Raw genomic sequence first — 22,546 nt, 5'->3', positions numbered from 1 at the left:
GCATTCGTTCTATTTGGCCCGGCACAGGTAGCTAATCTAGGAAGCTCGAGGGGGGCAACCTTCAGTAAGGCGAAAGCATATGGACGCAAATCTGATCGAGACCGACTACCTGATCATCGGGGCTGGCGCCACGGCCATGGCTTTCGTCGATACGCTGCTCAAGGAAACGAATGCACGCATCGTGATGGTGGATCGACACGACCGACCGGGCGGACACTGGAATGATGCCTACCCGTTCGTCCGGCTGCACCAGCCCTCGGCCTTCTATGGCGTCAACTCACGCGAACTGGGCAGCGGAACGAAGGACCAGGCGGGGCTGAACGAGGGTTTGTATGAGCTAGCCTCCGGCGCCGAGGTAGTGAGCTACTTCGACCAGGTGATGAATCAGCAGTTTCTGCCGTCAGGTCGAGTCCGTTACTTCCCCATGTGCAACTACACCGGCGACCGCATTGACGACCATCGCTTTTCCTCGCTGGTCAGCGGCGCAAAGCATCAGGTCCAGGTGCACAAAAAGGTGGTAGACGCCACCCATGCCCAGACGGCGGTTCCCTCGACCCACCCGCCCAAATACAGGGTGGAGCCCGGCGTGCAATGCGTGCCACTGAACAATCTGCCGAAGATCCAGCACCCACACTCCAGCTACGTCGTGGCGGGATCGGGCAAGACCGGGATCGACGCTTGCCTGTGGTGTCTGCAAAACGGTATTGCACCCGCAAAAATCTGCTGGATCGTGCCGAACGATCCTTGGTTGATCGACCGGGCCAACCTGCAACCTGGTCTCGACAGCTTCGAACGAACAATCCGCGGCCTCACGGCACAATTTGAGGCCATGGCCGCCGCAGACTCGATCCCGGACCTGTTCTCCAGGCTTGAGGCGGCGGGCCAGCTCCTGCGCATGGACAAGTCCGTCGAACCCACCGCTTACCGCTGCGCCACCGTCACACAGGCGGAATTACGTGAGCTTCGACGCATCGACAACATTGTGCGCCTGGGAAGGGTGCGGGTTATCGAGCCAACACGCATCGTGCTCGAGCAAGGCAGCATCGCCACGAGCCCGGATGCCCTGCACATTGACTGCAGCGCCAGTGCCATCCCGTCACTGCCTGAAATGAAGGTGTTCGACGGCGGCAAGATTAACCTGTTGATGGTAAGCAGTTGCCAACCCGTGTTCAGCGCGGCCTTGATCGCTTACGTGGAAAGCCACCTGGCCGATCAAGCGGAAATGAATGCGCTTTGCACCATGGTCCCCCCGCCTCACGTTCCCACGGACTGGATAAGAATGTGGGCGGTCTACCTGGGAAACCAACTACGCTGGGGAGAGCATGAAGGCCTGACCCGCTGGATCAAGCAGTCGCGCTTATTCTTTCTGACTACGGTGGTCAGGGGCCTGCAAGAAACCGACACCGAGAAACTGGCACAGCTGCATCGGCTCTCAGTCAGCAGGCAGCAGGCTCTGGCGAGTCTGCCGCGGTTGCTGGAAGCCATCGCTTGAATTGCAGGAAGCGCACATGAACGAGCCACACCTCCAAATGCTCGACATCAATGGCATCCGCATGCAGGTAGCCATGCAAGGTTCCGGCCCACTGGTCTTGCTATGCCATGGCTTCCCGGAGCTGTGGTACTCGTGGCGCCACCAGCTTGCTGCGCTGGCGGCCGCCGGCTATAGAGCGGTAGCGCCCGACATGCGCGGCTATGGCGGCACAGATGCGCCGGCCGAACTCGACGCCTACACCGCACTCCATCTGGTAGGCGACATGGTCGAGTTGGTCAACTCACTCGGCGAACAGCAAGCCGTGATCGTCGGCCATGACTGGGGCGCGCTGGTGGCCTGGAGCGCAGCATTGTTGCGACCCGATCTGTTCCGCGCAGTGGTCGGCATGAGCGTTCCCTTCTCGCCACGGGGGCACGTGGAGTTCCTCAGCGCACTTGCCTCGCGGGGTATCAGCAACTTCTACATCCAGTATTTCCAGACGCCGGGTGTGGCCGAGGCCGAGTTGGAAAGGGACGTCGAGTCGTCGCTCCGGCGCATCTACTTCAGTGGCTCGGGTGACGGGCCTGATCGGCCGATATTCGGCCTGCTGCAGCCGGGCCAGGGCTTCCTGGAAGGGATGATCGAGCCCGAGACCTTGCCAGCCTGGCTGAGCCATGAGGATATTGCCTACTACACCCGCGAATTCACCCGCAGCGGATTTCGCGGCGGCTTGAACTGGTACCGCAACATAACGCGCTCATGGACACTGCTGGCACCTTGGCACGGTTGCATTATCCGGCAGCCGTCGATGTTCATTGCCGGGCAGCGCGATGACGTACTGAAGTTTCCGAGTTCCCCGCGGCAAATCGAAGCCTTCGCGCAGACACTGCCGGGATTGCGCGGGTGTCATATCCTCGAAGAGGCCGGCCACTGGATACAGCAAGAACGCGCGACAAAGGTCAATGAGCTACTGCTGGGCTTCCTGAAAGAACTCTGATCGGGAGGTTACGGTATGGCACCCTTGAGAATCACGCCATCTCCCCAAAAAACTCACCCGCCACCGGCCAGACCCGGTGGCGACGGCCCTGCTTTGCACAAAGGAAACCGCTATGTTGATTGCCAACCCTGACGCAAAATTCCAGGCCCATCCCGACACCCTAAAAAACATTATGAGCGTCGAGAAAGCCAATGAGAGTAGTGCATGGCTGTCGATTTTTTCATGACGATTCAAGACCACGAAGCGGTCAATGCTATGCGTCGCCTCGCGGCCGGCAGCCAGCGGGACATTCCACTGGAAGCAGGTGAATCGGCCGTTGCGGGGCTTGCAGGCCTGATACGCATCACAGACTCGCCAAGCCGTGCCGCTGAAGTCGGCATCGACGCTCAGTCACGGATTCTTTTGATAAGCACTGAGGGCGCCACAGCTCCAGGTGTCTATGCCGAACTGGTTGGCGAATCCGACATGTCCGCTTCCGTTCGCGCTCGTCAGCAGGCGTGGTTGGCGAAAGCCTGAAACCTGACCCATTCACCGCCAAAAGCGGCCTGCCGATCAATCAGGCGAACCCGCTACGCCTTCCTTGTAGCAGCTGCCGAAGGCTGCGTCCGGCTGCGCAGCAGTCGTAAATCCGGCTTGCACGATCTCTCTGACGTACCGCGAACGCTGATTTTACGACGGCTGCGCAGCCGGACGCAGACTACGCCAGCTGCTACGGATTGCGTTGTGGCCTGACTGATCGGCATTACCCTTCTCGCCCCGTTAAACTCATGTCGTCTCAGGGCAAGCAGATCCTGCCAAAAACGTCGGTGAAACAGGGTCGCTACTCTCGCCATAAATGGGATTAGCAGAATGTCCCCCACCCTGCACCTCACGCAAAAAACACCTCGCAGAGCCCCCCATCGCGGATTTATCCGCGATGGGGTCGGCAACCGCGTAGCAACGTACGGCCAGCTGAAAAAGCATCATGCCGACAGGATAAAGTCCGCTTGATCGATACCTGCACTGCTGACACCGACAAGGCGAATAGAGTCCATTCCGATCCCGATCACCGTGTCCGCCCCGTCAGCCGCAATGCTCACGTTGGCAGCGAACGTCTCGCTGCTGATCCCCAGCCCCGCGATATTGAGCAGGTCCTGCCCTCCGGCCGGATCGACATCGAAGCCCTGGATCGAGTCATTGCCGAAGCCTGCAGCGGCAAACGCGAAGGTATCGTTGCCGAGACCGCCGTTGAGCATGTCGTTGCCCAGCCCGCCGAAGAACAGATCGTCACCCGCACCGCCGACCAGAGTGTCGTTGGCCAGGCCGCCCAGCATCGTGTGGTTTGCCGCCGCTGCATCGTAGGCCAGTTCACTGCCGCTGCCCTCGGCGTTCGCCTGCAAACCCGCCGCCGCGTATTGGCCATTGATCGCGACCTGCGTCGCATGCGCGCCGTCGTTCACGATCAGCAGGCCGCCGGTGCCTGTGTCGTTGGCTGCATAGGTGATCTGCGTATTGGCGCCAAACGCAACATCGCCAAAGTCCAGCTTGTCACCTGCGGCAAAACCGCTGACGCTGCCACTGAACGCCGCCGACACATCGAGCTTGAGCGTGCCTGCCGCGCCGCTGTCGAACGTCACATGCTGATCGGAGGCAGCACCGAATTCCAGCGTTGCCGAACCGCTGATAGTCGCGCTTCCCGCGCCACTGGCATCTCCGTGGACGGTGATGTTGCCATCGTTCGCCCACAGGCTACCGCTGTTGACGAGCGCACTTTCAATCACCAATCCGCCGCTGCCGCTGGCTTGCAGCACGCCAGTGTTGGTGACGGCGTTGCTACCGGTATCGATCACCAGTGCGTTGACGCCGTTGGCAAGGATCAGGCCCGAGTTGACCAGCATCATCTGCCCCGCTCCCAACTGGCCGGCACCCGAGAGGGTGTTGTCGGCATTGGTGAGCACCGTGTCCGCGCTGCCACCAAAGATCACGTTGTGCACGCTGTCGGACAGAACCACTTGCCCACCACCGGTCAACGTCGCGCCACGGAACAGAATCTCGAGATCAGTCCCGCGGCCGGTGGAGCCGAGCGCTATGGTGCCGCTGTTGTCGATGGTGCCACCGAACGGCATGATCGCGCCGTCGGCAATGGTGATGGTGCCCGTATTGGTCGTGACCGGGTCTACATCGAACAGCAGGTTGGCCCCGCTCAACGCCGCCGCATCCACGCCGTTGACCGTGATCGTCTGGTCGGCGCTGATGCTGAGCACGGCATTGCCGTTCGCGTCGTTGGCGATACTCACATCCGCAAAATCGTTGACGCCCGTGAAGCCGATCAAGTCAATTTTGTCCGCCGCCGCGTCGAAGCTGTAAATGACGTTGTTGCCGATCGGCTGGGCAAAGACGAAAGTGTCGGCACCGGACGAGCCGGTCAGGTTGTCGTCGGCGGACAAGGCGAAGATCGGCGTGCCCGGGGCATAGACTTCGACGTTGTTGAACACATAGGCGCTTGCTAGGCTGCCGTCGCTGTTGCTCCAGTGCAGGTTGACATCGAGCACCAACGCACCGGCGAAGTCGCTTGGAGTTGTTACCGTCAATGCGGCGGGATCGCTGGTCTGCACTGTCCAGGTGCCGTCGCCGTTGTCGGTTCCTGCATTGAACGTCCATCCCGAGGGAACACCGCTGATGGCCACCGTTATTGGGCCGCTGATATTGGTCGACGGAACGCTGAGGGCTAGATTGATGGGTTCGCCAGCCACACCTGCCGGGAGATTTGAGCTAGAGGTGTACGCAACACCCGTATTACCAGCCAAGTCCGTGTAGGTGTTTGCAACGCTGGCTTTTACAGAGCCATTGCTGGTTCTGGTGAAGTCCACTGTATAAGTAGTGCCGCTACCGGAGAAGTTGCTGAGGGTTCCGCGGCCTGCGGTGACACTGAAATCACTGATATCGAAGTTAATCACAGCTTCACTGAACGTGATGGTTAGTTTTCCGCTACCGTCGTTCCCTAACGTTTGGGACGCAGTAATGGAAGTCACTGTTGGAGCCACGGTATCAACTGGCGTCTCAACGACGTTCTGCACGTTTACCGTAATGGTTTGCGTGTCGGTTCCGCCATTGCCGTCGGCCACCTGAACGTCCACAACGTAGGCGTTGTCGCCGTCGGTGCCACCGATATCCTGGGGATTCTCGTAGTCGGGCGCCGAAGTGAACGTCAGCACCCCACTCGAACTGATCGAGAACTTGCTGAAGTCCGTCCCGGCCGTATTCAGGATCGAGTAACTCAGCGTCTGCGCTGGCAGATCAGCATCGGTCGCCACCACTGTCGTGACCGCCGTGGTGTTCTCCGCCACGTTGACCGAAGCCGTTGCACCACCTCCGTTGGAGCTGATCACCGGTGAGTTGTCGTTGACGCCCGTCACGGTTATCGCGATCGCCTGGTCGTCAAACAGCGTGCCGTCCGATGCCCGCACAATCACGTCATAGACGTTGTTCGCCCCCGAATCAGTCGGTGCTTCAAAGTTGGGTGCAGAGATAAAGCTCAGCACGCCTGTGCCTGAAACGATCGAGAACTTCGCGGCATCCGCTCCGCCGACGACGCTGTAGCTCAGCGTTTGTGCAGGCAGATCAACATCGGTCGCCGCCACTGTCGTGACCGCCGTGGTGTTCTCCGCCACGTTGACCGAAGCCGTTGCACCACCACCGTTGGAAGTGATCGTCGGTGAGTCGTTGCTGCCGGCGATATGCACGGTGACCGACGTGAGGGTGCCATCGGCACTGCTCACCGCGAAGGTGTCGGTGTAGGTGGTGCCGGCGGCGAACTCGTTGTGGGCGGAGTTGGCGACGTAGGTCCAGGCACCGCCGGTGCCGATGGAGAACTGGCCGTAGCTGCCGGCGGTGTTGGTTTGGGCGACGAAGGTGGCGGCGCTGTCGACGTCGCTGATGCTCAGGGTGCCGGCAGTGGAAATGTCGACGGCGGCATTGGTCTCGGTGAGGTTGGCGATGGCGGCGGACAACACGGCGGCATCGTTGGTGCCGAGGATCTGCACGCTGACCGACGTGAGGGTGCCGTCGGCACTGCTCACCGCGAAGGTGTCGGTGTAGGTGGTGCCGGCGGCGAACTCGTTGTGGGCGGAGTTGGCGACGTAGGTCCAGGCACCGCCGGTGCCGATGGAGAACTGGCCGTAGCTGCCGGCGGTGTTGGTTTGGGCGACGAAGGTGGCGGCGCTGTCGACGTCGCTGATGCTCAGGGTGCCGGCGGTGGTCAGCGCAGCATTGGTCTCGGTGAGGTTGGCGATGGCGGCGGACAGCACCGCGGCATCGTTGGTGCCGAGGATCTGCACGCTGACCGACGTGAGGGTGCCATCAGCACTGCTCACCGCGAAGGTGTCGGTGTAGGTGGTGCCGGCGGCGAACTCGTTGTGGGCGGAGTTGGCGACGTAGGTCCAGGCACCGCCGGTGCCGATGGAGAACTGGCCGTAGCTGCCGGCGGTGTTGGTTTGGGCGACGAAGGTGGCGGCGCTGTCGACGTCGCTGATGCTCAGGGTGCCGGCGGTGGTCAGCGCAGCATTGGTCTCGGTGAGGTTGGCGATGGCGGCGGACAGCACCGCGGCATCGTTGGTGCCGAGGATCTGCACGCTGACCGACGTGAGGGTGCCATCGGCACTGCTCACCGCGAAGGTGTCGGTGTAGGTGGTGCCGGCGGCGAACTCATTGTGGGCGGTGTTGGCGACGTAGGTCCAGGCACCGCCGGTGCCGATGGAGAACTGGCCGTAGCTGCCGGCGGAGTTGGTTTGGGCGACGAAGGTGGCGGCGCTGTCGACGTCGCTGATGCTCAGGGTGCCGGCGGTGCTCAGCGCAGCATTGGTCTCGGTGAGGTTGGCGATGTCGGCGGACAACACGGCGGCATCGTTGGTGCCGAGGATCTGCACGCTGACCGACGTGAGGGTGCCGTCGGCACTGCTCACCGCGAAGGTGTCGGTGTAGGTGGTGCCGGCGGCGAACTCGTTGTGGGCGGAGTTGGCGACGTAGGTCCAGGCACCGCCGGTGCCGATGGAGAACTGGCCGTAGCTGCCGGCGGTGTTGGTTTGGGCGACGAAGGTGGCGGCGCTGTCGACGTCGCTGATGCTCAGGGTGCCGGCGGTGGTCAGCGCAGCATTGGTCTCGGTGAGGTTGGCGATGGCGGCGGACAGCACGGCGGCATCGTTGGTGCCGAGGATCTGCACGGTGACCGACGTGAGGGTGCCATCGGCACTGCTCACCGCGAAGCTGTCGGTGTAGGTGGTGCCGGCGGCGAACTCGTTGTGGGCGGAGTTGGCGACGTAGGTCCAGGCACCACCGGTGCCGATGGAGAACTGGCCGTAGCTGCCGGCGGTGTTGGTTTGGGCGACGAAGGTGGCGGCGCTGTCGACGTCGCTGATGGTCAGGGTGCCGGCGGTGGTCAGCGCAGCATTGGTCTCGGTGAGGTTGGCGATGTCGGCGGACAGCACGGCCGCATCGTTGGTGCCGAGGATCTGCACGGTGACCGACGTGAGGGTGCCGTCGGCACTGCTCACCGCGAAGGTGTCGGTGTAGGTGGTACCGGCGGCGAACTCGTTGTGGGCGGAGTTGGCGACGTAGGTCCAGGCACCGCCGGTGCCGATGGAGAACTGACCGTAGCTGCCGGCGGTGTTGGTTTGGGCGACGAAGGTGGCGGCGCTGTCGACGTCGCTGATGGTCAGGGTGCCGGTGGTGGTCAGCGCAGCATTGGTCTCGGTGAGGTTGGCGATGTCGGCGGACAGCACCGCGGCATCGTTGGTGCCGAGGATCTGCACGGCGACCGACGTGAGGGTGCCGTCGGCACTGCTCACCGCGAAGGTGTCGGTGTAGGTGGTACCGGCGGCGAACTCGTTGTGGGCGGAGTTGGCGACGTAGGTCCAGGCACCGCCGGTGCCGATGGAGAACTGACCGTAGCTGCCGGCGGTGTTGGTTTGGGCGACGAAGGTGGCGGCGCTGTCGACGTCGCTGATGGTCAGGGTGCCGGCGGTGGTCAGCGCAGCATTGGTCTCGGTGAGGTTGGCGATGTCGGCGGACAGCACGGCGGCATCGTTGGTGCCGAGGATCTGTACGCTGACCGACGTGAGGGTGCCGTCGGCACTGCTCACCGCGAAGGTGTCGGTGTAGGTGGTACCGGCGGCGAACTCGTTGTGGGCGGAGTTGGCGACGTAAGTCCAGGCACCACCGGTGCCGATGGAGAACTGGCCGTAGCTGCCGGCGGTGTTGGTTTGGGCGACGAAGGTGGCGGCGCTGTCGACGTCGCTGATGCTCAGGGTGCCGGCGGTGCTCAGCGCAGCATTGGTCTCGGTGAGGTTGGCGATGTCGGCGGACAGCACGGCGGCATCGTTGGTGCCGAGGATCTGCACGCTGACCGACGTGAGGGTGCCGTCGGCACTGCTCACCGCGAAGCTGTCGGTGTAGGTGGTGCCGGCGGCGAACTCGTTGTGGGCGGAGTTGGCGACGTAGGTCCAGGCACCGCCGGTGCCGATGGAGAACTGGCCGTAGCTGCCGGCGGTGTTGGTTTGGGCGACGAAGGTGGCGGCGCTGTCGACGTCGCTGATGCTCAGGGTGCCGGCGGTGGTCAGCGCAGCATTGGTCTCGGTGAGGTTGGCGATGTCGGCGGACAGCACGGCGGCATCGTTGGTGCCGAGGATCTGCACGCTGACCGACGTGAGGGTGCCATCGGCACTGCTCACCGCGAAGGTGTCGGTGTAGGTGGTACCGGCGGCGAACTCGTTGTGGGCGGAGTTGGCGACGTAGGTCCAGGCACCGCCGGTGCCGATGGAGAACTGGCCGTAGCTGCCGGCGGTGTTGGTTTGGGCGACGAAGGTGGCGGCGCTGTCGACGTCGCTGATGGTCAGGGTGCCGGCGGTGGTCAGCGCAGCATTGGTCTCGGTGAGGTTGGCGATGTCGGCGGACAGCACGGCCGCATCGTTGGTGCCGAGGATCTGCACGGTGACCGACGTGAGGGTGCCGTCGGCACTGCTCACCGCGAAGGTGTCGGTGTAGGTGGTACCGGCGGCGAACTCGTTGTGGGCGGAGTTGGCGACGTAGGTCCAGGCACCGCCGGTGCCGATGGAGAACTGACCGTAGCTGCCGGCGGTGTTGGTTTGGGCGACGAAGGTGGCGGCGCTGTCGACGTCGCTGATGGTCAGGGTGCCGGTGGTGGTCAGCGCAGCATTGGTCTCGGTGAGGTTGGCGATGTCGGCGGACAGCACCGCGGCATCGTTGGTGCCGAGGATCTGCACGGCGACCGACGTGAGGGTGCCGTCGGCACTGCTCACCGCGAAGGTGTCGGTGTAGGTGGTACCGGCGGCGAACTCGTTGTGGGCGGAGTTGGCGACGTAGGTCCAGGCACCGCCGGTGCCGATGGAGAACTGGCCGTAGCTGCCGGCGGTGTTGGACTGCGCCTGGAAGCTTTCCGGGCTGTCGATATCGCTAATGGTCAGGCTGCCGCCGGTAGTCAGCGCAGCATTGGTTTCGCTCAGCGTAACGCCGGCCGAGGACAGCACGGCGGCGTCGTTGCTGCCGCTGACGGTGATGGTCACCAGTTGGGTGTCGACGCCGCCGAGGCCGTCGCTGACCTGCACGCTGAACACTTCGTTGTGACTCTCGCCCGCCTTCAGCGCCTGCACCGCACTGGCGACACCATCGGTGCCATTGGCCAGCGTGTAGGTCCACTGGCCGCTGTTGTCCACCGCGATCGAGCCAAAGGTGCCGGTATTTGACCCGGCAATACTCCAAGTGGCGGTGGCATCATGATCGATGTCGGCCGAGCTGAACTGGCCGCTGACGCTGAGCGTGGTGTCTTCCTGCACCGCGCCGGCAGCATTGCCCGTCGCGAAGCTGAGCACCGGCGCATCGTTGCTGCCGGTGACGGTGACGGTCACCAGCTGGGTGTCCACGCCGCCCAGGCCATCGCTGACTTGCACCGTAAATACGTCGTTGTGACTCTCGCCCGCCTTCAGCGACTGCACCGCACTGGCGACACCATCGGTGCCATTGGCCAGGGTGTAGGTCCACTGGCCGCTGCTGTCAACGGCGATCGAGCCATAGGTTCCAGTTGGCGAGCCATTGATGGTCCAACTGGTCGTGGCATCGTGATCGATGTCCACCGAGCTGAACTGGCCGCTGACGCTGAGCGTGGTGTCCTCCTGCACCGCGCCGGCCTCGTTGCCGGTCGTGAAACTGAGCACCGGCGCATCGTTGCTGCCGCTAATGGTGATAGTCACCAGTTGGGTGTCGACGCCGCCGAGGCCGTCGCTGACCTGAACGCTGAACACTTCGTTGTGACTCTCGCCCGCCTTCAGCGCCTGCACCGCACTGGCGACACCATCGGTGCCATTGGCCAGCGTGTAGGTCCACTGGCCGCTGTTGTCCACCGCGATCGAGCCAAAGGTGCCGGTATTTGACCCGGCAATACTCCAAGTGGCGGTGGCATCATGATCGATGTCGGCCGAGCTGAACTGGCCGCTGACGCTGAGCGTGGTGTCTTCCTGCACCGCGCCGGCAGCATTGCCCGTCGCGAAGCTGAGCACCGGCGCATCGTTGCTGCCGGTGACGGTGACGGTCACCAGCTGGGTGTCCACGCCGCCCAGGCCATCGCTGACTTGCACCGTAAATACGTCGTTGTGACTCTCGCCCGCCTTCAGCGACTGCACCGCACTGGCGACACCATCGGTGCCATTGGCCAGGGTGTAGGTCCACTGGCCGCTGCTGTCAACGGCGATCGAGCCATAGGTTCCAGTTGGCGAGCCATTGATGGTCCAACTGGTCGTGGCATCGTGATCGATGTCCACCGAGCTGAACTGGCCGCTGACGCTGAGCGTGGTGTCCTCCTGCACCGCGCCGGCCTCGTTGCCGGTCGTGAAACTGAGCACCGGCGCGTCGTTGCTGCCGGTGACGGTGACGGTCACCAGCTGGGTGTCGACGCCGCCGAGGCCGTCGCTGACTTGCACCGTAAACACGTCCTCATGACTCTCGCCCGCCTTCAGCGCCTGCACCGCACTGGCGACACCATCGGTGCCATTGGCCAGGGTGTAGGTCCACTGGCCGTTGCTGTCCACGGCGATCGAGCCAAAGGTGCCGGTATTTGACCCGGCAATACTCCAAGTGGCGGTGGCATCGTGATCGATGTCGGTCGAGCTGAACTGGCCGCTGACGCTGAGCGTGGTGTCTTCCTGCACCGCACCGGCCTCGCTGCCGGTCGCGAAACTGAGCACCGGCGCATCGTTGCTGCCGCTAATGGTGATAGTCACCAGTTGGGTGTCGACGCCGCCGAGGCCGTCGCTGACCTGAACGCTGAACACTTCGTTGTGACTCTCGCCCGCCTTCAACGCCTGCACCGCACTGGCAACGCCATCGGTGCCATTGGCCAGGGTGTAGGTCCACTGGCCGTTGCTGTCCACGGCGATCGAGCCAAAGGTGCCGGTATTTGACCCGGCAATACTCCAAGTGGCGGTGGCATCGTGATCGATGTCAGCCGAGCTGAACTGACCACTGACGCTGAGCGTGGTGTCTTCCTGCACCGCGCCGGCCTCGTTGCCGGTCGCGAAGTTGAGCACCGGCGCGTCATTGCTGCCGGTGACGGTGACGGTCACCAGCTGGGTGTCGACGCCGCCGAGGCCATCGCTGACTTGCACCGTAAATACTTCGTTGTGACTCTCGCCCGCCTTCAGCGCCTGCACCGCACTGGCGACACCATCGGTGCCATTGGCCAGGGTGTAGGTCCACTGGCCGTTGCTGTCCACGGCGATCGAGCCAAAGGTGCCGGTATTTGACCCGGCAATACTCCAAGTGGCGGTGGCATCGTGATCGATGTCGGTCGAGCTGAACTGGCCGCTGACGCTGAGCGTGGTGTCTTCCTGCACCGCACCGGCCTCGCTGCCGGTCGCGAAACTGAGCACCGGCGCATCGTTGCTGCCGCTAATGGTGATAGTCACCAGTTGGGTGTCGACGCCGCCGAGGCCGTCGCTGACCTGAACGCTGAACACTTCGTTGTGACTCTCGCCCGCCTTCAGCGCCTGCACCGCACTGGCAACGCCATCGGTGCCGTTAGCCAGGGTGTAGGTCCACTGGCCGTTGCTGTCCACGGCGATCGAGCCAAAGGTGCCGGTATTTGACCCGGCAATACTCCAAGTGGCGGTGGCATCGTGATCGATGTCCACCGAGCTGAACTGGCCGCTGACGCTGAGCGTGGTGTCCTCCTGCACCGCGCCGGCCTCGTTGCCGGTCGTGAAACTGAGCACCGGCGCGTCGTTGCTGCCGGTGACGGTGACGGTCACCAGCTGGGTGTCGACGCCGCCGAGGCCGTCGCTGACTTGCACCGTAAACACGTCCTCATGACTCTCGCCCGCCTTCAGCGCCTGCACCGCACTGGCGACACCATCGGTGCCATTGGCCAGGGTGTAGGTCCACTGGCCGTTGCTGTCGACCGCGATCGAGCCATAGGTGCCGGTATTTGACCCGGCAATACTCCAAGTGGCGGTGGCATCGTGATCGATGTCGGCCGAGCTGAACTGGCCGCTGACGCTGAGCGTGGTGTCTTCCTGCACCGCACCGGCCTCGTTGCCGGTCGTGAAACTGAGCACCGGCGCATCGTTGCTGCCGCTAATGGTGATAGTCACCAGCTGGGTGTCGACGCCGCCGAGGCCGTCGCTGACCTGAACGCTGAACACTTCGTTGTGACTCTCGCCCGCCTTCAGCGACTGCACCGCGCTGGCAACGCCATCGGTGCCGTTGGCCAGGGTGTAGGTCCACTGGCCGCTGCTGTCCACGGCGATCGAGCCGTAGGTGCCGGTATTTGACCCGGCAATACTCCAAGTGGCGGTGGCATCGTGATCGATGTCGGCCGAGCTGAACTGGCCGCTGACGCTGAGCGTGGTGTCTTCCTGCACCGCACCGGCCTCGTTGCCGGTCGCGAAGCTGAGCACCGGCGCGTCATTGCTGCCGGTGACGGTGACGGTCACCAGCTGGGTGTCCACGCCGCCGAGGCCGTCGCTGACCTGCACGCTGAACACGTCGTTGTGACTCTCGCCCGCCTTCAGTGACTGCACCGCGCTGGCGACACCATCGGTGCCATTGGCCAGCGTGTAGGTCCACTGGCCGCTGTTGTCGACGGCGATCGAGCCGTAGGTTCCAGTTGGCGAGCCATTGATGGTCCAACTGGTCGTGGCATCGTGATCGATGTCGGCCGAGCTGAACTGGCCACTGACGCTGAGCGTGGTGTCTTCCTGCACCGCGCCGGCAGCATTGCCCGTCGCGAAGCTGAGCACCGGCGCGTCGTTGCTGCCGGTGACGGTGACGGTCACCAGCTGGGTGTCCACGCCGCCCAGGCCATCGCTGACTTGCACCGTAAATACTTCGTTGTGACTCTCGCCCGCCTTCAGTGACTGCACCGCACTGGCAACGCCATCGGTGCCGTTGGCCAGGGTGTAGGTCCACTGGCCGCTGTTGTCGACGGCGATCGAGCCAAAGGTGCCGGTATTTGACCCCGCAATGCTCCAGGTCGCCGTGGCATCGTGATCGATGTCGGCCGAGCTGAACTGGCCGCTGACGCTGAGCGTGGTGTCTTCCTGCACCGTGCCGGCAGCATTGCCGGTCGCGAAGCTGAGCACGGGCGCATCGTTGCTGCCGGTGATGGTGATGGTGACGGTCTGCGCCGCCGAAACCGCGTTGCCCGCACCGCTGTTGTCGGTGGCCAGCACGGTGTAGGAAAAGCTGATGGTTTCACCGGCGCGCAGGAAGTCCAGGTTCTCGCTGCTGCTGTAGTGCCAGTTGGCCTGATCCACCGAGAAGCCGGCGACCAGCGCCGCGGCCTGCGCCGCACCGAGGGTGCCGCCGCTCCAGACGAGGTCGTTATTGGCCGTCTGGCTGACCGTCACCGTGTCGTGGCTGTCCAGGTCGGCGAAACTCAGCGCCCCGCTGTCGCTCAGCGTCGCCGCGCCGTTGCCTTCGTTCATCGCCCCGGTCGTGTCGTCGACGGTCAGCGTCGGCCGGTCGTTGGTCCCGGTCAGGGTGATCGTCACCGTCTGTGGCGCCGAAACCGCGTTGCCCGCACCGCTATCGTCAGTGGCCAGTACGGTGTAGGAAAAGCTGATGGTTTCACCGGCGCGCAGGAAGTCCAGGTTCTCGCTGCTGCTGTAGTGCCAACTGGCCTGATCCACCGAGAAGCCGGCGACCAGCGCCGCGGCCTGCGCCGCACCGAGGGTGCCGCCGCTCCAGACGAGGTCGTTATTGGCCGTCTGGCTGAGCGTCACCGTGTCGTGGCTGTCCAGGTCGGCGAAGCTCAGCGCCCCGCTGTCGCTCAGCGTCGCCCCGCCGTTGCCTTCGTTCATTGCCCCGGTCGTGTCGTCGATGGTCAGCGTCGGCTGGTCGTTGGTGCCGGTCAGGGTGATCGTCACGTCCTTGGTCACTGTCGCCCCGACGTCGTCGGTCAGCGTCACGGTGAACATTTCGGTCTTGGTCTGGCCTTCGGCCAGGTACTGCGCCGCGCTGTTGTTCAGCGTATAGCTCCAGCCCACGCTGCCCGCCGCATCGCCGGTGCTCTCGTCGCTGACACTGGCCACCAGCGTACCCAGCGCACCGGACGGCGCGCTGACGCTGGCCACATGTGCGTGATCGGCCAGGTCCACGTCACCGAAGGCAAAGCTGCCGCTGGCCACCGTGGTGCCGTCTTCGGCCACCGCCCCGCTTTCGACTTCTGCCGCCGTCACCGTTGGCGCGTCATTGGTGCCAGTGACGGTGATGGTCACCAGCTGGGTGTCGACGCCGCCGAGGCCATCGCTGACTTGCACGCTGAACACTTCGCTGTGACTCTCGCCCGCCTTCAGCGACTGCACCGCACTGGCGACACCATCGGTGCCATTGGCCAGCGTGTACGTCCATTGGCCGTTGCTGTCCACGGCGATCGAGCCAAAGGTGCCGGTATTTGACCCGGCAATACTCCAAGTGGCGGTGGCATCGTGATCGATGTCGGCCGAGCTGAACTGGCCGCTGACGCTGAGCGTGGTGTCTTCCTGCACCGCGCCGGCCTCGTTGCCCGTCGCGAAGCTGAGCACGGGCGCATCGTTGCTGCCGGTGACGGTGATAGTCACCAGTTGGGTGTCGACACCGCCCAAGCCGTCGCTGACTTGCACGCTGAACACGTCGTTGTGACTCTCGCCCGCCTTCAGCGACTGCACCGCACTGGCAACGCCATCGGTGCCGTTAGCCAGGGTGTAGGTCCACTGGCCGTTGCTGTCCACGGCGATCGAGCCAAAGGTGCCGGTATTTGACCCGGCAATACTCCAAGTGGCGGTGGCATCGTGATCGATGTCGGTCGAACTGAACTGGCCACTCACGCTGAGCGTGGTGTCTTCCTGCACCGCGCCGGCCTCGTTGCCGGTCGTGAAGCCGAGCACCGGCGCGTCGTTGCTGCCGGTGACGGTGACGGTCACCAGTTGGGTGTCGACACCGCCCAAGCCGTCGCTGACTTGCACGCTGAACACGTCGTTGTGACTCTCGCCCGCCTTCAGCGACTGCACCGCGCTGGCAACGCCATCGGTGCCGTTGGCCAGGGTGTAGGTCCATTGGCCGTTGCTGTCCACGGCGATCGAGCCGTAGGTGCCGGTATTTGACCCGGCAATACTCCAAGTGGCGGTGGCATCGTGATCGATGTCGGCCGAGCTGAACTGGCCGCTCACGCTGAGCGTGGTGTCTTCCTGCACCGCGCCGGCCTCGTTGCCGGTCGCGAAGCTGAGCACGGGCGCGTCATTGCTGCCGGTGACGGTGATGGTCACCAACTGGGTGTCGACGCCACCGAGGCCGTCGCTGACCTGCACGCTGAACACGTCGTTGTGACTCTCGCCCGCCTTCAGCGACTGCACCGCACTGGCGACACCATCGGTGCCGTTGGCCAGGGTGTAGGTCCACTGGCCAGTGCTGTCGACAGCGATCGAGCCAAAGGTGCCGGTATTTGACCCGGCAATACTCCAAGTGGCGGTGGCGTCGTGATCGATGTCGGCCGAACTGAACTGGCCATGCACGCTGAGCGTGGTGTCTTCCTGCACCGCGCCGGCCTCGTTGCCGGTCGTGAAGCCGAGCACCGGCGCGTCGTTGCTGCCGCTAATGGTGACGGTCACCAGTTGGGTGTCGACACCGCCCAAGCCGTCGCTGACTTGCACGCTGAACACGTCGTTGTGACTCTCGCCCGCCTTCAGCGACTGCACCGCGCTGGCAACGCCATCGGTGCCGTTGGCCAGGGTGTAGGTCCATTGGCCGTTGCTGTCCACGGCGATCGAGCCGTAGGTGCCGGTATTTGACCCGGCAATACTCCAAGTGGCGGTGGCATCGTGATCGATGTCGGCCGAGCTGAACTGGCCGCTGACGCTGAGCGTGGTGTCTTCCTGCACCGCACCGGCCTCGTTGCCGGTCGCGAAGCTGAGCACGGGCGCGTCATTGCTGCCGGTGACGGTGACGGTTACCAGCTGGGTGTCCACGCCGCCGAGGCCGTCGCTGACCTGCACGCTGAACACGTCGTTGTGACTCTCGCCCGCCTTCAGTGACTGCACCGCGCTGGCGACACCATCGGTGCCATTGGCCAGCGTGTAGGTCCACTGGCCGCTGTTGTCCACGGCGATCGAGCCGTAGGTTCCAGTTGGCGAGCCATTGATGGTCCAACTGGTCGTGGCATCGTGATCGATGTCGGCCGAGCTGAACTGGCCGCTGACGCTGAGCGTGGTGTCTTCCTGCACCGCGCCGGCAGCATTGCCCGTCGCGAAGCTGAGCACCGGCGCGTCGTTGCTGCCGGTCAGGGTGATCGTCACGTCCTTGGTTACTGTCGCCCCGACGTCGTCGGTCAGCGTCACCGTGAACACTTCGGTCTTGGTCTGGCCCTCGGCCAGGTACTGCGCCGCACTGTTGTTCAGCGTATAGCTCCAGCCCACGCTGCCCGCCGCGTCGCCGGTGCTCTCGTCGCTGACACTGGCCACCAGCGTACCCAGCGCACCGGACGGCGCACTGACACTGGCCACATGCGCGTGATCGGCCAGGTCCACGTCGCCGAAGGCGAAGCTGCCGCTGGCCACCGTGGTGCCGTCTTCGGCCACCGCCCCGCTTTCGACTTCTGCCACCGTTACCGTCGGCGCGTCATTGCTGCCAGTGATGGTGATCGTCACGTCCTTGGTTACTGTCGCCCCGACGTCGTCGGTCAGCGTCACCGTGAACACTTCGGTCTTGGTCTGGCCCTCGGCCAGGTACTGCGCCGCGCTGTTGTTCAGCGTATAGCTCCAGCCCACACTGCCCGTCGCGTCGCCGGTGCTCTCGTCGCTGACACTGGCCACCAGCGTCCCCAGCGCACCGGACGGCGCGCTCACACTGGCCACATGCGCGTGATCGGCCAGGTCCACGTCGCCGAAGGCAAAGCTGCCGCTGGCCACCGTGGTGCCGTCTTCGCTCACCGCCCCGCTTTCGACTTCTGCCGCCGTCACCGTCGGCCCGTCATTGCTGCCAGTGACGGTGATCGTCACGTTCTTGGTCACCGTCGCCCCGACGTCGTCGGTCAGCGTCACCGTGAACACTTCGGTCTTGGTCTGGCCCTCGGCCAGGTACTGCGCCGCACTGTTGTTCAGCGTATAGCTCCAGCCCACACTGCCCGTCGCGTCGCCGGTGCTCTCGTCGCTGACACTGGCCACCAACGTACCCAGCGCACCGGACGGCGCGCTGACGCTGGCCACATGCGCGTGATCGGCCAGGTCCACGTCGCCAAAGGCGAAGCTGCCGCTGGCCAGCGTGGTGCCGTCTTCGGCCACCGCCCCGCTTTCGACTTCTGCCGCCGTCACCGTCGGTCCGTCATTGGTGCCGGTGATGGTAATGGTCACATTCTGCGTTACCGACGAACCATGACCATCACTGATGGTGACCAGGTAAGTTTCGGTTACTGTCTGTCCCTGGGCCAAGTACTGCGCCGCCGCATTGTTCAGGTTGTACGTCCACTGCACCGAACCGTTGGCTGCGTTCGCAGCTTCGCTTACCGCCGAGAGCAGGAACGTACCAAGATGAGTAGTGTTGCCCCCCGCCGGCGCGAATGTCGCCAGGTGCGTGTCACTCAGGTCGACGTCGTTAAAGACAATCGTGCCGCTGGCCGTCAGTGAGTCGGTCGCGCTCGCAGTGGTGTCGGCGTCTTCGGTCACCATGCCGGCCTGCGCGCCAATGCTGATCGTCACACCATTATTCACGCCCGAAAACTGCACTGTCGCGGTGGCCCAACTGAGCGTTCCGTTACCAAGACGAATCGCATAGGTAAAGCTGTCCGTCAGGAGCTCGCCAGTAGCAAGCGCCTGGAGTTGAGCCTTGAAAGCAGACGAAAAAGTAGCGACGTCGTAGCCGACTTTTCCGTCCGAGGTGATCCAGATCTTTGCACCATTCAAACTGGTGTCAGAACTCGTCGCCTCAGCCCTCGCCGTATCCTGGGTCAGGAGGTCGGCCGGTGCATAAACCTTGGTGGCAGTAGAAAGACTGTCCGCGTTGTCGAGTGACCAGAGTGTCTTCGCGTTGCCGCCGAGGTCATTGGACATGACGTCCCAATACACGACCCCCAGCAGATTTTCAGTGGTGCTGAAGACGTCATCCTTCGCCTGAGGCGTGTTGGAAAACGAAGTTACGGTTCCGTCGCTGGTAGTTGTGGTGCTAGCCATGTCTTTCTCCCAAGAAGTCACTCTGAGCAAAAAGCCGCTGTGAGCCGCTAACAGCCACAAGCCGATTCTTCCTCAACCCACGAACACCTCACTCCACCGGCACCAGCCGACTGGCCAGCAGCTTCACGCCCGCCCCGGTCCTGCCACCTTGTGGCTCAATGCGCACAATTTGTCCTTGCGCCATAAACTTCATGGGGCCGCCGGGAGTGTCGAGTTCGATCTCGAAGTCAATCAAACTACCCACCTGCTGCTCGCTATCGGTTTCGAAATACAAACCGGAGGCACTGATGTCACGGGTGACACCGTTGCTCCCGCCGGTCAGTCGCAGCAATAGGGTGATTTGTTCGCGGGGCTCAACTCGGTATGCGCCTTTCATGGTTGCAGTCTAAAAACGGCTGCTGTTTTTTACATGAGTGCGCTATCCCTTTTTTTCTGGGAGTCAATCAGCCATGAAAACAGTGCTTTACAGGGCAAATGTCATGGGAGGGGTGGCCTGAAGCGTTATAGAAAAAAGCTACAGGCTGCAACGATTGCTATCATGAGCAACTAACACAACCCGCCTAAAGAGGCAGCGACCTGCATGCCAATTCAAGTTCTGTTAGTAGCTCTGCCGCTCGTGGCCTGGGGCCTTGAGCGTCTGGTGGAAAGCGCTCAGCCGAGGTTGATGCTGGCGGGTTCGGTGGCGTCGGTGGCGCAATACCTGCTTTCGCAGCACCAATACGCGCCAGATGTGGTGGTACTGGACCTGGACAGCGAGGACTGTATCGAGTCGCTGGCCGACTTGCACCGCCAGACCAAAGCCAAGATTCTGGTAGTGACAGGGTCGAGTGACGTGGCGCTGCATGACAGTGCGGTGCTGGCGGGCGCACGTGGCGTGGTGGATAAGCGGGAGTCGGCGTCTGCATCAACACTGCTCAAAGCCATAGAAAAAGTGCATGACGGCGAACTCTGGATTGACCGCAATGCAACCAGCCGTATCTTCCTTGAACTGGCGCGCAAGAAAGCCGAGCGCGAAATGGACCCGGAGCAAGAAAAAATCGCCAAGCTAACGCGTCGCGAGCAGCAAACCATTGCATCGCTGGCCAGTGACCCCTCAGCGCCTGGCAAGTTGGTGGCCGAGAAGCTGCACATCAGCGAGCACACGCTGCGCAACCATTTAACATCAATCTATAGCAAGCTGGGCCTGACGAATCGCGTAGATCTGTACGCCTACGCACACAAGCATGGGCTTTCCACAGTTGATTGAGGACTGAAGCCGCTGCCAGCGAGGCTGCGGCTGTTCAGATGCGGAGTCGAGCGCCTGACCGGGGGAAGTTCCTTGCCAGCCGACGATAGTGAAATATCAATCACCTGGAGTAGTCCTGGAGGTAGACATCTATCGCTTGCCTTTCATGCTGACTACGGAAAGATATGCACCCCAAAGAACACCACATACAGCAAGTATCAGCTCCGGATTGAAAATGTTCTGATCGACCGGCGCCACCAGGATTTCGCTATAAAGGCACAAGGCACCCGCGATCAACGCAAAAAAGTAGCCGGTCCGGGTTCTAGTCCGGCGCAGCAGCAGAACCTTTTTCAGACCTTCGTCTTTCCATTCTTGAAGGGGCATGCTCTGGATTTCCTCCAGCAGCACCACACCCCACAGTAACGCACACAACCAATAACCTATCATTATGATGTCCTCTAGTTAGAACATTGATTCAACGTGAATGCAGCGCGCACTCCGCGCTCAACTGACGAATAGCGACTCCAGTGTCTTCTCTGACTCGCGCAATTTGCTCTCCTGCATATCCTGAAGCAGGCGAGAAGGTTCGAGCGGCCGGTAACAGGGACTTGGCTAAACGCTCCAACATACGGCGCATGGCGGCAAGTTCATTGATCTTGTCGTAGGAGGCGTAGGCTCCCGCATTTGTGAAGTACTTCCAATGTCTCGGACCAGCACAATTGCTGACCACTATGACTTTTGTCAGCGGATACTCAGCTGCGACCACGCGCAATACTTCCATGCCATGACCGTCGCTGAGGTTGACATCCAGCAAGACGACATCGGGTGGTTCACGCCGGATGGCGGCGATAGCGGTCGATGCGCAGTGGAACGCCCCGGCAAGTGACAGGCCCGCGATCCGCGGCGACGCCGTGCCCCACAACACTCGTACGGCGTTCAAATCCTCAACGACAAACAGGCGCAAAGGGCCTGAGTCTCTGGTTGGTATCAGTGCAGTCAATGGTTCTGTGTTGGTGACCTGCATGATTTGACCTCTCTTTTTTGACATAGCTGTGCAAGATGCTGACGAAGACAACTCCATTCAGCGGACGGAATCTTGCGAGAGGTCACTATGCTTGAGTGGAGCCGCCTGCACTATCGACGTTAGCAGGACTTCTTTGTGGAGATATCGGCCAAAAGCTTGTAGTGATTCCACTACAAGCAGGAACTGTGGCGAGGGAGCTTATTGTTCGCTCTATCTCTTAAGTGAGCAGCATTACAATGATGGCAGGGCGTTCTAAGTTAACAAGCCGTTTTCGAGTGCATAGCGGGCCAGTTTCGCGTTGCTGTCCATCCCTGTTTTTTCCAGGATACGTGCCCGGTACGTCGTGACGGTACTTGGGCTTAAGTGCAATATCTCAGCGATGCGAACAATTCTCTCGCCTGCAGCGAGGAGCTTTAGTACTTCAAGTTCCCGGTCGGATAGCGCTTCGTGGGGTGCCGCGTCGCCTCTGCCGATAGCGTTGACCAGTTTTTCTGCCAGTTCAGGACTGACGTGCTTGCCGCCTGAGGCCACCTTGCGAACTGCCGCAACCAGGGTGGCTGCGGAAATATCTTTGGTGAGGTATCCCGCAGCGCCGTGCTTGATTGCGCGTAACGCATAGGCCTCGACCGAATGCATGCTCAACATCAGAATGGCGAGCTTGGGTTTCTCCGCACGCATGAGCTTGAGGAGTTGCAGGCCGGTCTTATCGGGCAGCTGAATATCTACCAGCGCCACGTCGAAATCTTGCTCCCGGACCAGGAGCATTGCTTCTTGTGCCGTCTCTGCTTCACCCGTTACGTCGATCTCGTTGGCAGTCTCCAGCATGCGTCGTACGCCGTTACGCACGATGCTGTGATCATCCACCAGCAAGACTCTGATTTTGTGCTCAGTCATCTGTATTTTCCATTCGCACCCACAAGGCCCTGGCCGTATCGTGTCTCGATGTACAGATGATGTTGAACCCGCCGGCACAGTGGCGCACGCTCTTGCATCCCCACACTAACCCTGCGGCCAGCTTGCCAGCAAGCCATGGAATCTGCTGCAGGGTTTTACGTTAGCAGGCAGGTAGCGCACTTGCACTTTTGCTTCAGGCGTTAGCGGCGCCTAAGCTCTCAGGTGTGCCTGCACGCCCATGGGTAATGCCTTG

General features: G+C 62.4%; 9 protein-coding genes and 5 pseudogenes. 4 read left to right on the top strand and 10 right to left on the bottom strand.

From position 1 onward, the window contains the following. The first annotated feature begins 79 nt into the window (after window positions 1-79). From ABIA48_RS25625 to ABIA48_RS25615, 3 genes are all read left to right on the top strand, one after another. The gene (locus ABIA48_RS25625) at window positions 80-1,492 is read left to right on the top strand and encodes an NAD(P)-binding protein (protein WP_429492236.1); all 1,413 of its coding nucleotides are present in this window, start codon (window positions 80-82) and stop codon (window positions 1,490-1,492) included. A 16-nt stretch (window positions 1,493-1,508) separates the two neighbouring features. Further along, on the top strand, window positions 1,509-2,468 hold the full coding sequence (locus tag ABIA48_RS25620; protein ID WP_429492234.1) for an alpha/beta fold hydrolase: 960 nt from the start codon (window positions 1,509-1,511) through the stop codon (window positions 2,466-2,468). Between the two features lie 204 nt (window positions 2,469-2,672). Continuing rightward, window positions 2,673-2,984: a hypothetical protein gene (locus tag ABIA48_RS25615; protein ID WP_429492232.1), complete on the top strand. Its 312-nt coding sequence runs from the start codon at window positions 2,673-2,675 to the stop codon at window positions 2,982-2,984. A 446-nt stretch (window positions 2,985-3,430) separates the two neighbouring features. On the opposite strand, the gene ABIA48_RS25610 is transcribed toward ABIA48_RS25615, so the two are convergent. The 7 genes and pseudogenes from ABIA48_RS25610 to ABIA48_RS25580 all read right to left on the bottom strand — a co-directional run bounded on the left by ABIA48_RS25610 (window position 3,431) and on the right by ABIA48_RS25580 (window position 19,526). Then, complete coding sequence (locus ABIA48_RS25610; RefSeq protein ID WP_429492944.1) at window positions 3,431-3,781, bottom strand: calcium-binding protein; 351 nt, start codon at window positions 3,779-3,781, stop codon at window positions 3,431-3,433. A gap of 1,803 nt (window positions 3,782-5,584) precedes the next feature. Continuing rightward, window positions 5,585-7,027: pseudogene (locus tag ABIA48_RS25605) on the bottom strand (VCBS domain-containing protein); the annotation flags it as partial. A gap of 45 nt (window positions 7,028-7,072) precedes the next feature. Next, a pseudogene (locus ABIA48_RS25600) lies at window positions 7,073-8,497 on the bottom strand (beta strand repeat-containing protein); the annotation flags it as partial. A 45-nt stretch (window positions 8,498-8,542) separates the two neighbouring features. Beyond that, window positions 8,543-10,306 (bottom strand): annotated as a pseudogene (locus tag ABIA48_RS25595) (beta strand repeat-containing protein); the annotation flags it as partial. Window positions 10,307-10,339: 33 nt separating this feature from the next. After that, window positions 10,340-17,830 (bottom strand): annotated as a pseudogene (locus tag ABIA48_RS25590) (VCBS domain-containing protein); the annotation flags it as partial. A 129-nt stretch (window positions 17,831-17,959) separates the two neighbouring features. Further along, window positions 17,960-18,649, bottom strand: a pseudogene (locus ABIA48_RS25585) (VCBS domain-containing protein); the annotation flags it as partial. A gap of 589 nt (window positions 18,650-19,238) precedes the next feature. Further along, the gene (locus ABIA48_RS25580; protein ID WP_429492230.1) at window positions 19,239-19,526 is read right to left on the bottom strand and encodes a PilZ domain-containing protein; all 288 of its coding nucleotides are present in this window, start codon (window positions 19,524-19,526) and stop codon (window positions 19,239-19,241) included. A gap of 204 nt (window positions 19,527-19,730) precedes the next feature. On the opposite strand from ABIA48_RS25580, the gene ABIA48_RS25575 reads away from it, so the two are divergent. Further along, window positions 19,731-20,396: a LuxR C-terminal-related transcriptional regulator gene (locus ABIA48_RS25575; protein ID WP_429492228.1), complete on the top strand. Its 666-nt coding sequence runs from the start codon at window positions 19,731-19,733 to the stop codon at window positions 20,394-20,396. 129 nt (window positions 20,397-20,525) lie between these two features. Here ABIA48_RS25575 and ABIA48_RS25570 read toward each other — a convergent pair whose 3' ends face one another. The 3 genes from ABIA48_RS25570 to ABIA48_RS25560 all read right to left on the bottom strand — a co-directional run bounded on the left by ABIA48_RS25570 (window position 20,526) and on the right by ABIA48_RS25560 (window position 22,293). After that, the gene (locus tag ABIA48_RS25570; protein ID WP_429492942.1) at window positions 20,526-20,825 is read right to left on the bottom strand and encodes a hypothetical protein; all 300 of its coding nucleotides are present in this window, start codon (window positions 20,823-20,825) and stop codon (window positions 20,526-20,528) included. 25 nt (window positions 20,826-20,850) lie between these two features. After that, a complete protein-coding gene (locus tag ABIA48_RS25565; protein WP_429492226.1) occupies window positions 20,851-21,399 on the bottom strand; it encodes a response regulator in 549 nt (182 codons plus the stop codon). A 252-nt stretch (window positions 21,400-21,651) separates the two neighbouring features. Beyond that, a complete protein-coding gene (locus ABIA48_RS25560; RefSeq protein ID WP_429492224.1) occupies window positions 21,652-22,293 on the bottom strand; it encodes a response regulator in 642 nt (213 codons plus the stop codon). Window positions 22,294-22,546: the final 253 nt, after the last annotated feature.

Origin of the sequence: Pseudomonas sp. S30_BP2TU TE3576 (assembly GCF_050436025.1) — a bacterium.
GTDB lineage: Bacteria > Pseudomonadota > Gammaproteobacteria > Pseudomonadales > Pseudomonadaceae > Aquipseudomonas.
The sequence above is the reverse complement of the archived record's forward strand: the minus strand, read 5'-3'. Positions and strand labels throughout refer to the sequence as shown.

Coding starts and splice junctions, on each gene's coding strand:
- ABIA48_RS25580 (WP_429492230.1), bottom strand. CDS start 19,526: ATGAAAGGCGCATACCGAGTTGAGCCCCGCGAACAAATCACCCTATTG.
- ABIA48_RS25620 (WP_429492234.1), top strand. CDS start 1,509: ATGAACGAGCCACACCTCCAAATGCTCGACATCAATGGCATCCGCATG.
- ABIA48_RS25575 (WP_429492228.1), top strand. CDS start 19,731: ATGCCAATTCAAGTTCTGTTAGTAGCTCTGCCGCTCGTGGCCTGGGGC.
- ABIA48_RS25610 (WP_429492944.1), bottom strand. CDS start 3,781: ATGCTGGGCGGCCTGGCCAACGACACTCTGGTCGGCGGTGCGGGTGAC.
- ABIA48_RS25560 (WP_429492224.1), bottom strand. CDS start 22,293: ATGACTGAGCACAAAATCAGAGTCTTGCTGGTGGATGATCACAGCATC.
- ABIA48_RS25565 (WP_429492226.1), bottom strand. CDS start 21,399: ATGCAGGTCACCAACACAGAACCATTGACTGCACTGATACCAACCAGA.
- ABIA48_RS25615 (WP_429492232.1), top strand. CDS start 2,673: ATGGCTGTCGATTTTTTCATGACGATTCAAGACCACGAAGCGGTCAAT.
- ABIA48_RS25625 (WP_429492236.1), top strand. CDS start 80: ATGGACGCAAATCTGATCGAGACCGACTACCTGATCATCGGGGCTGGC.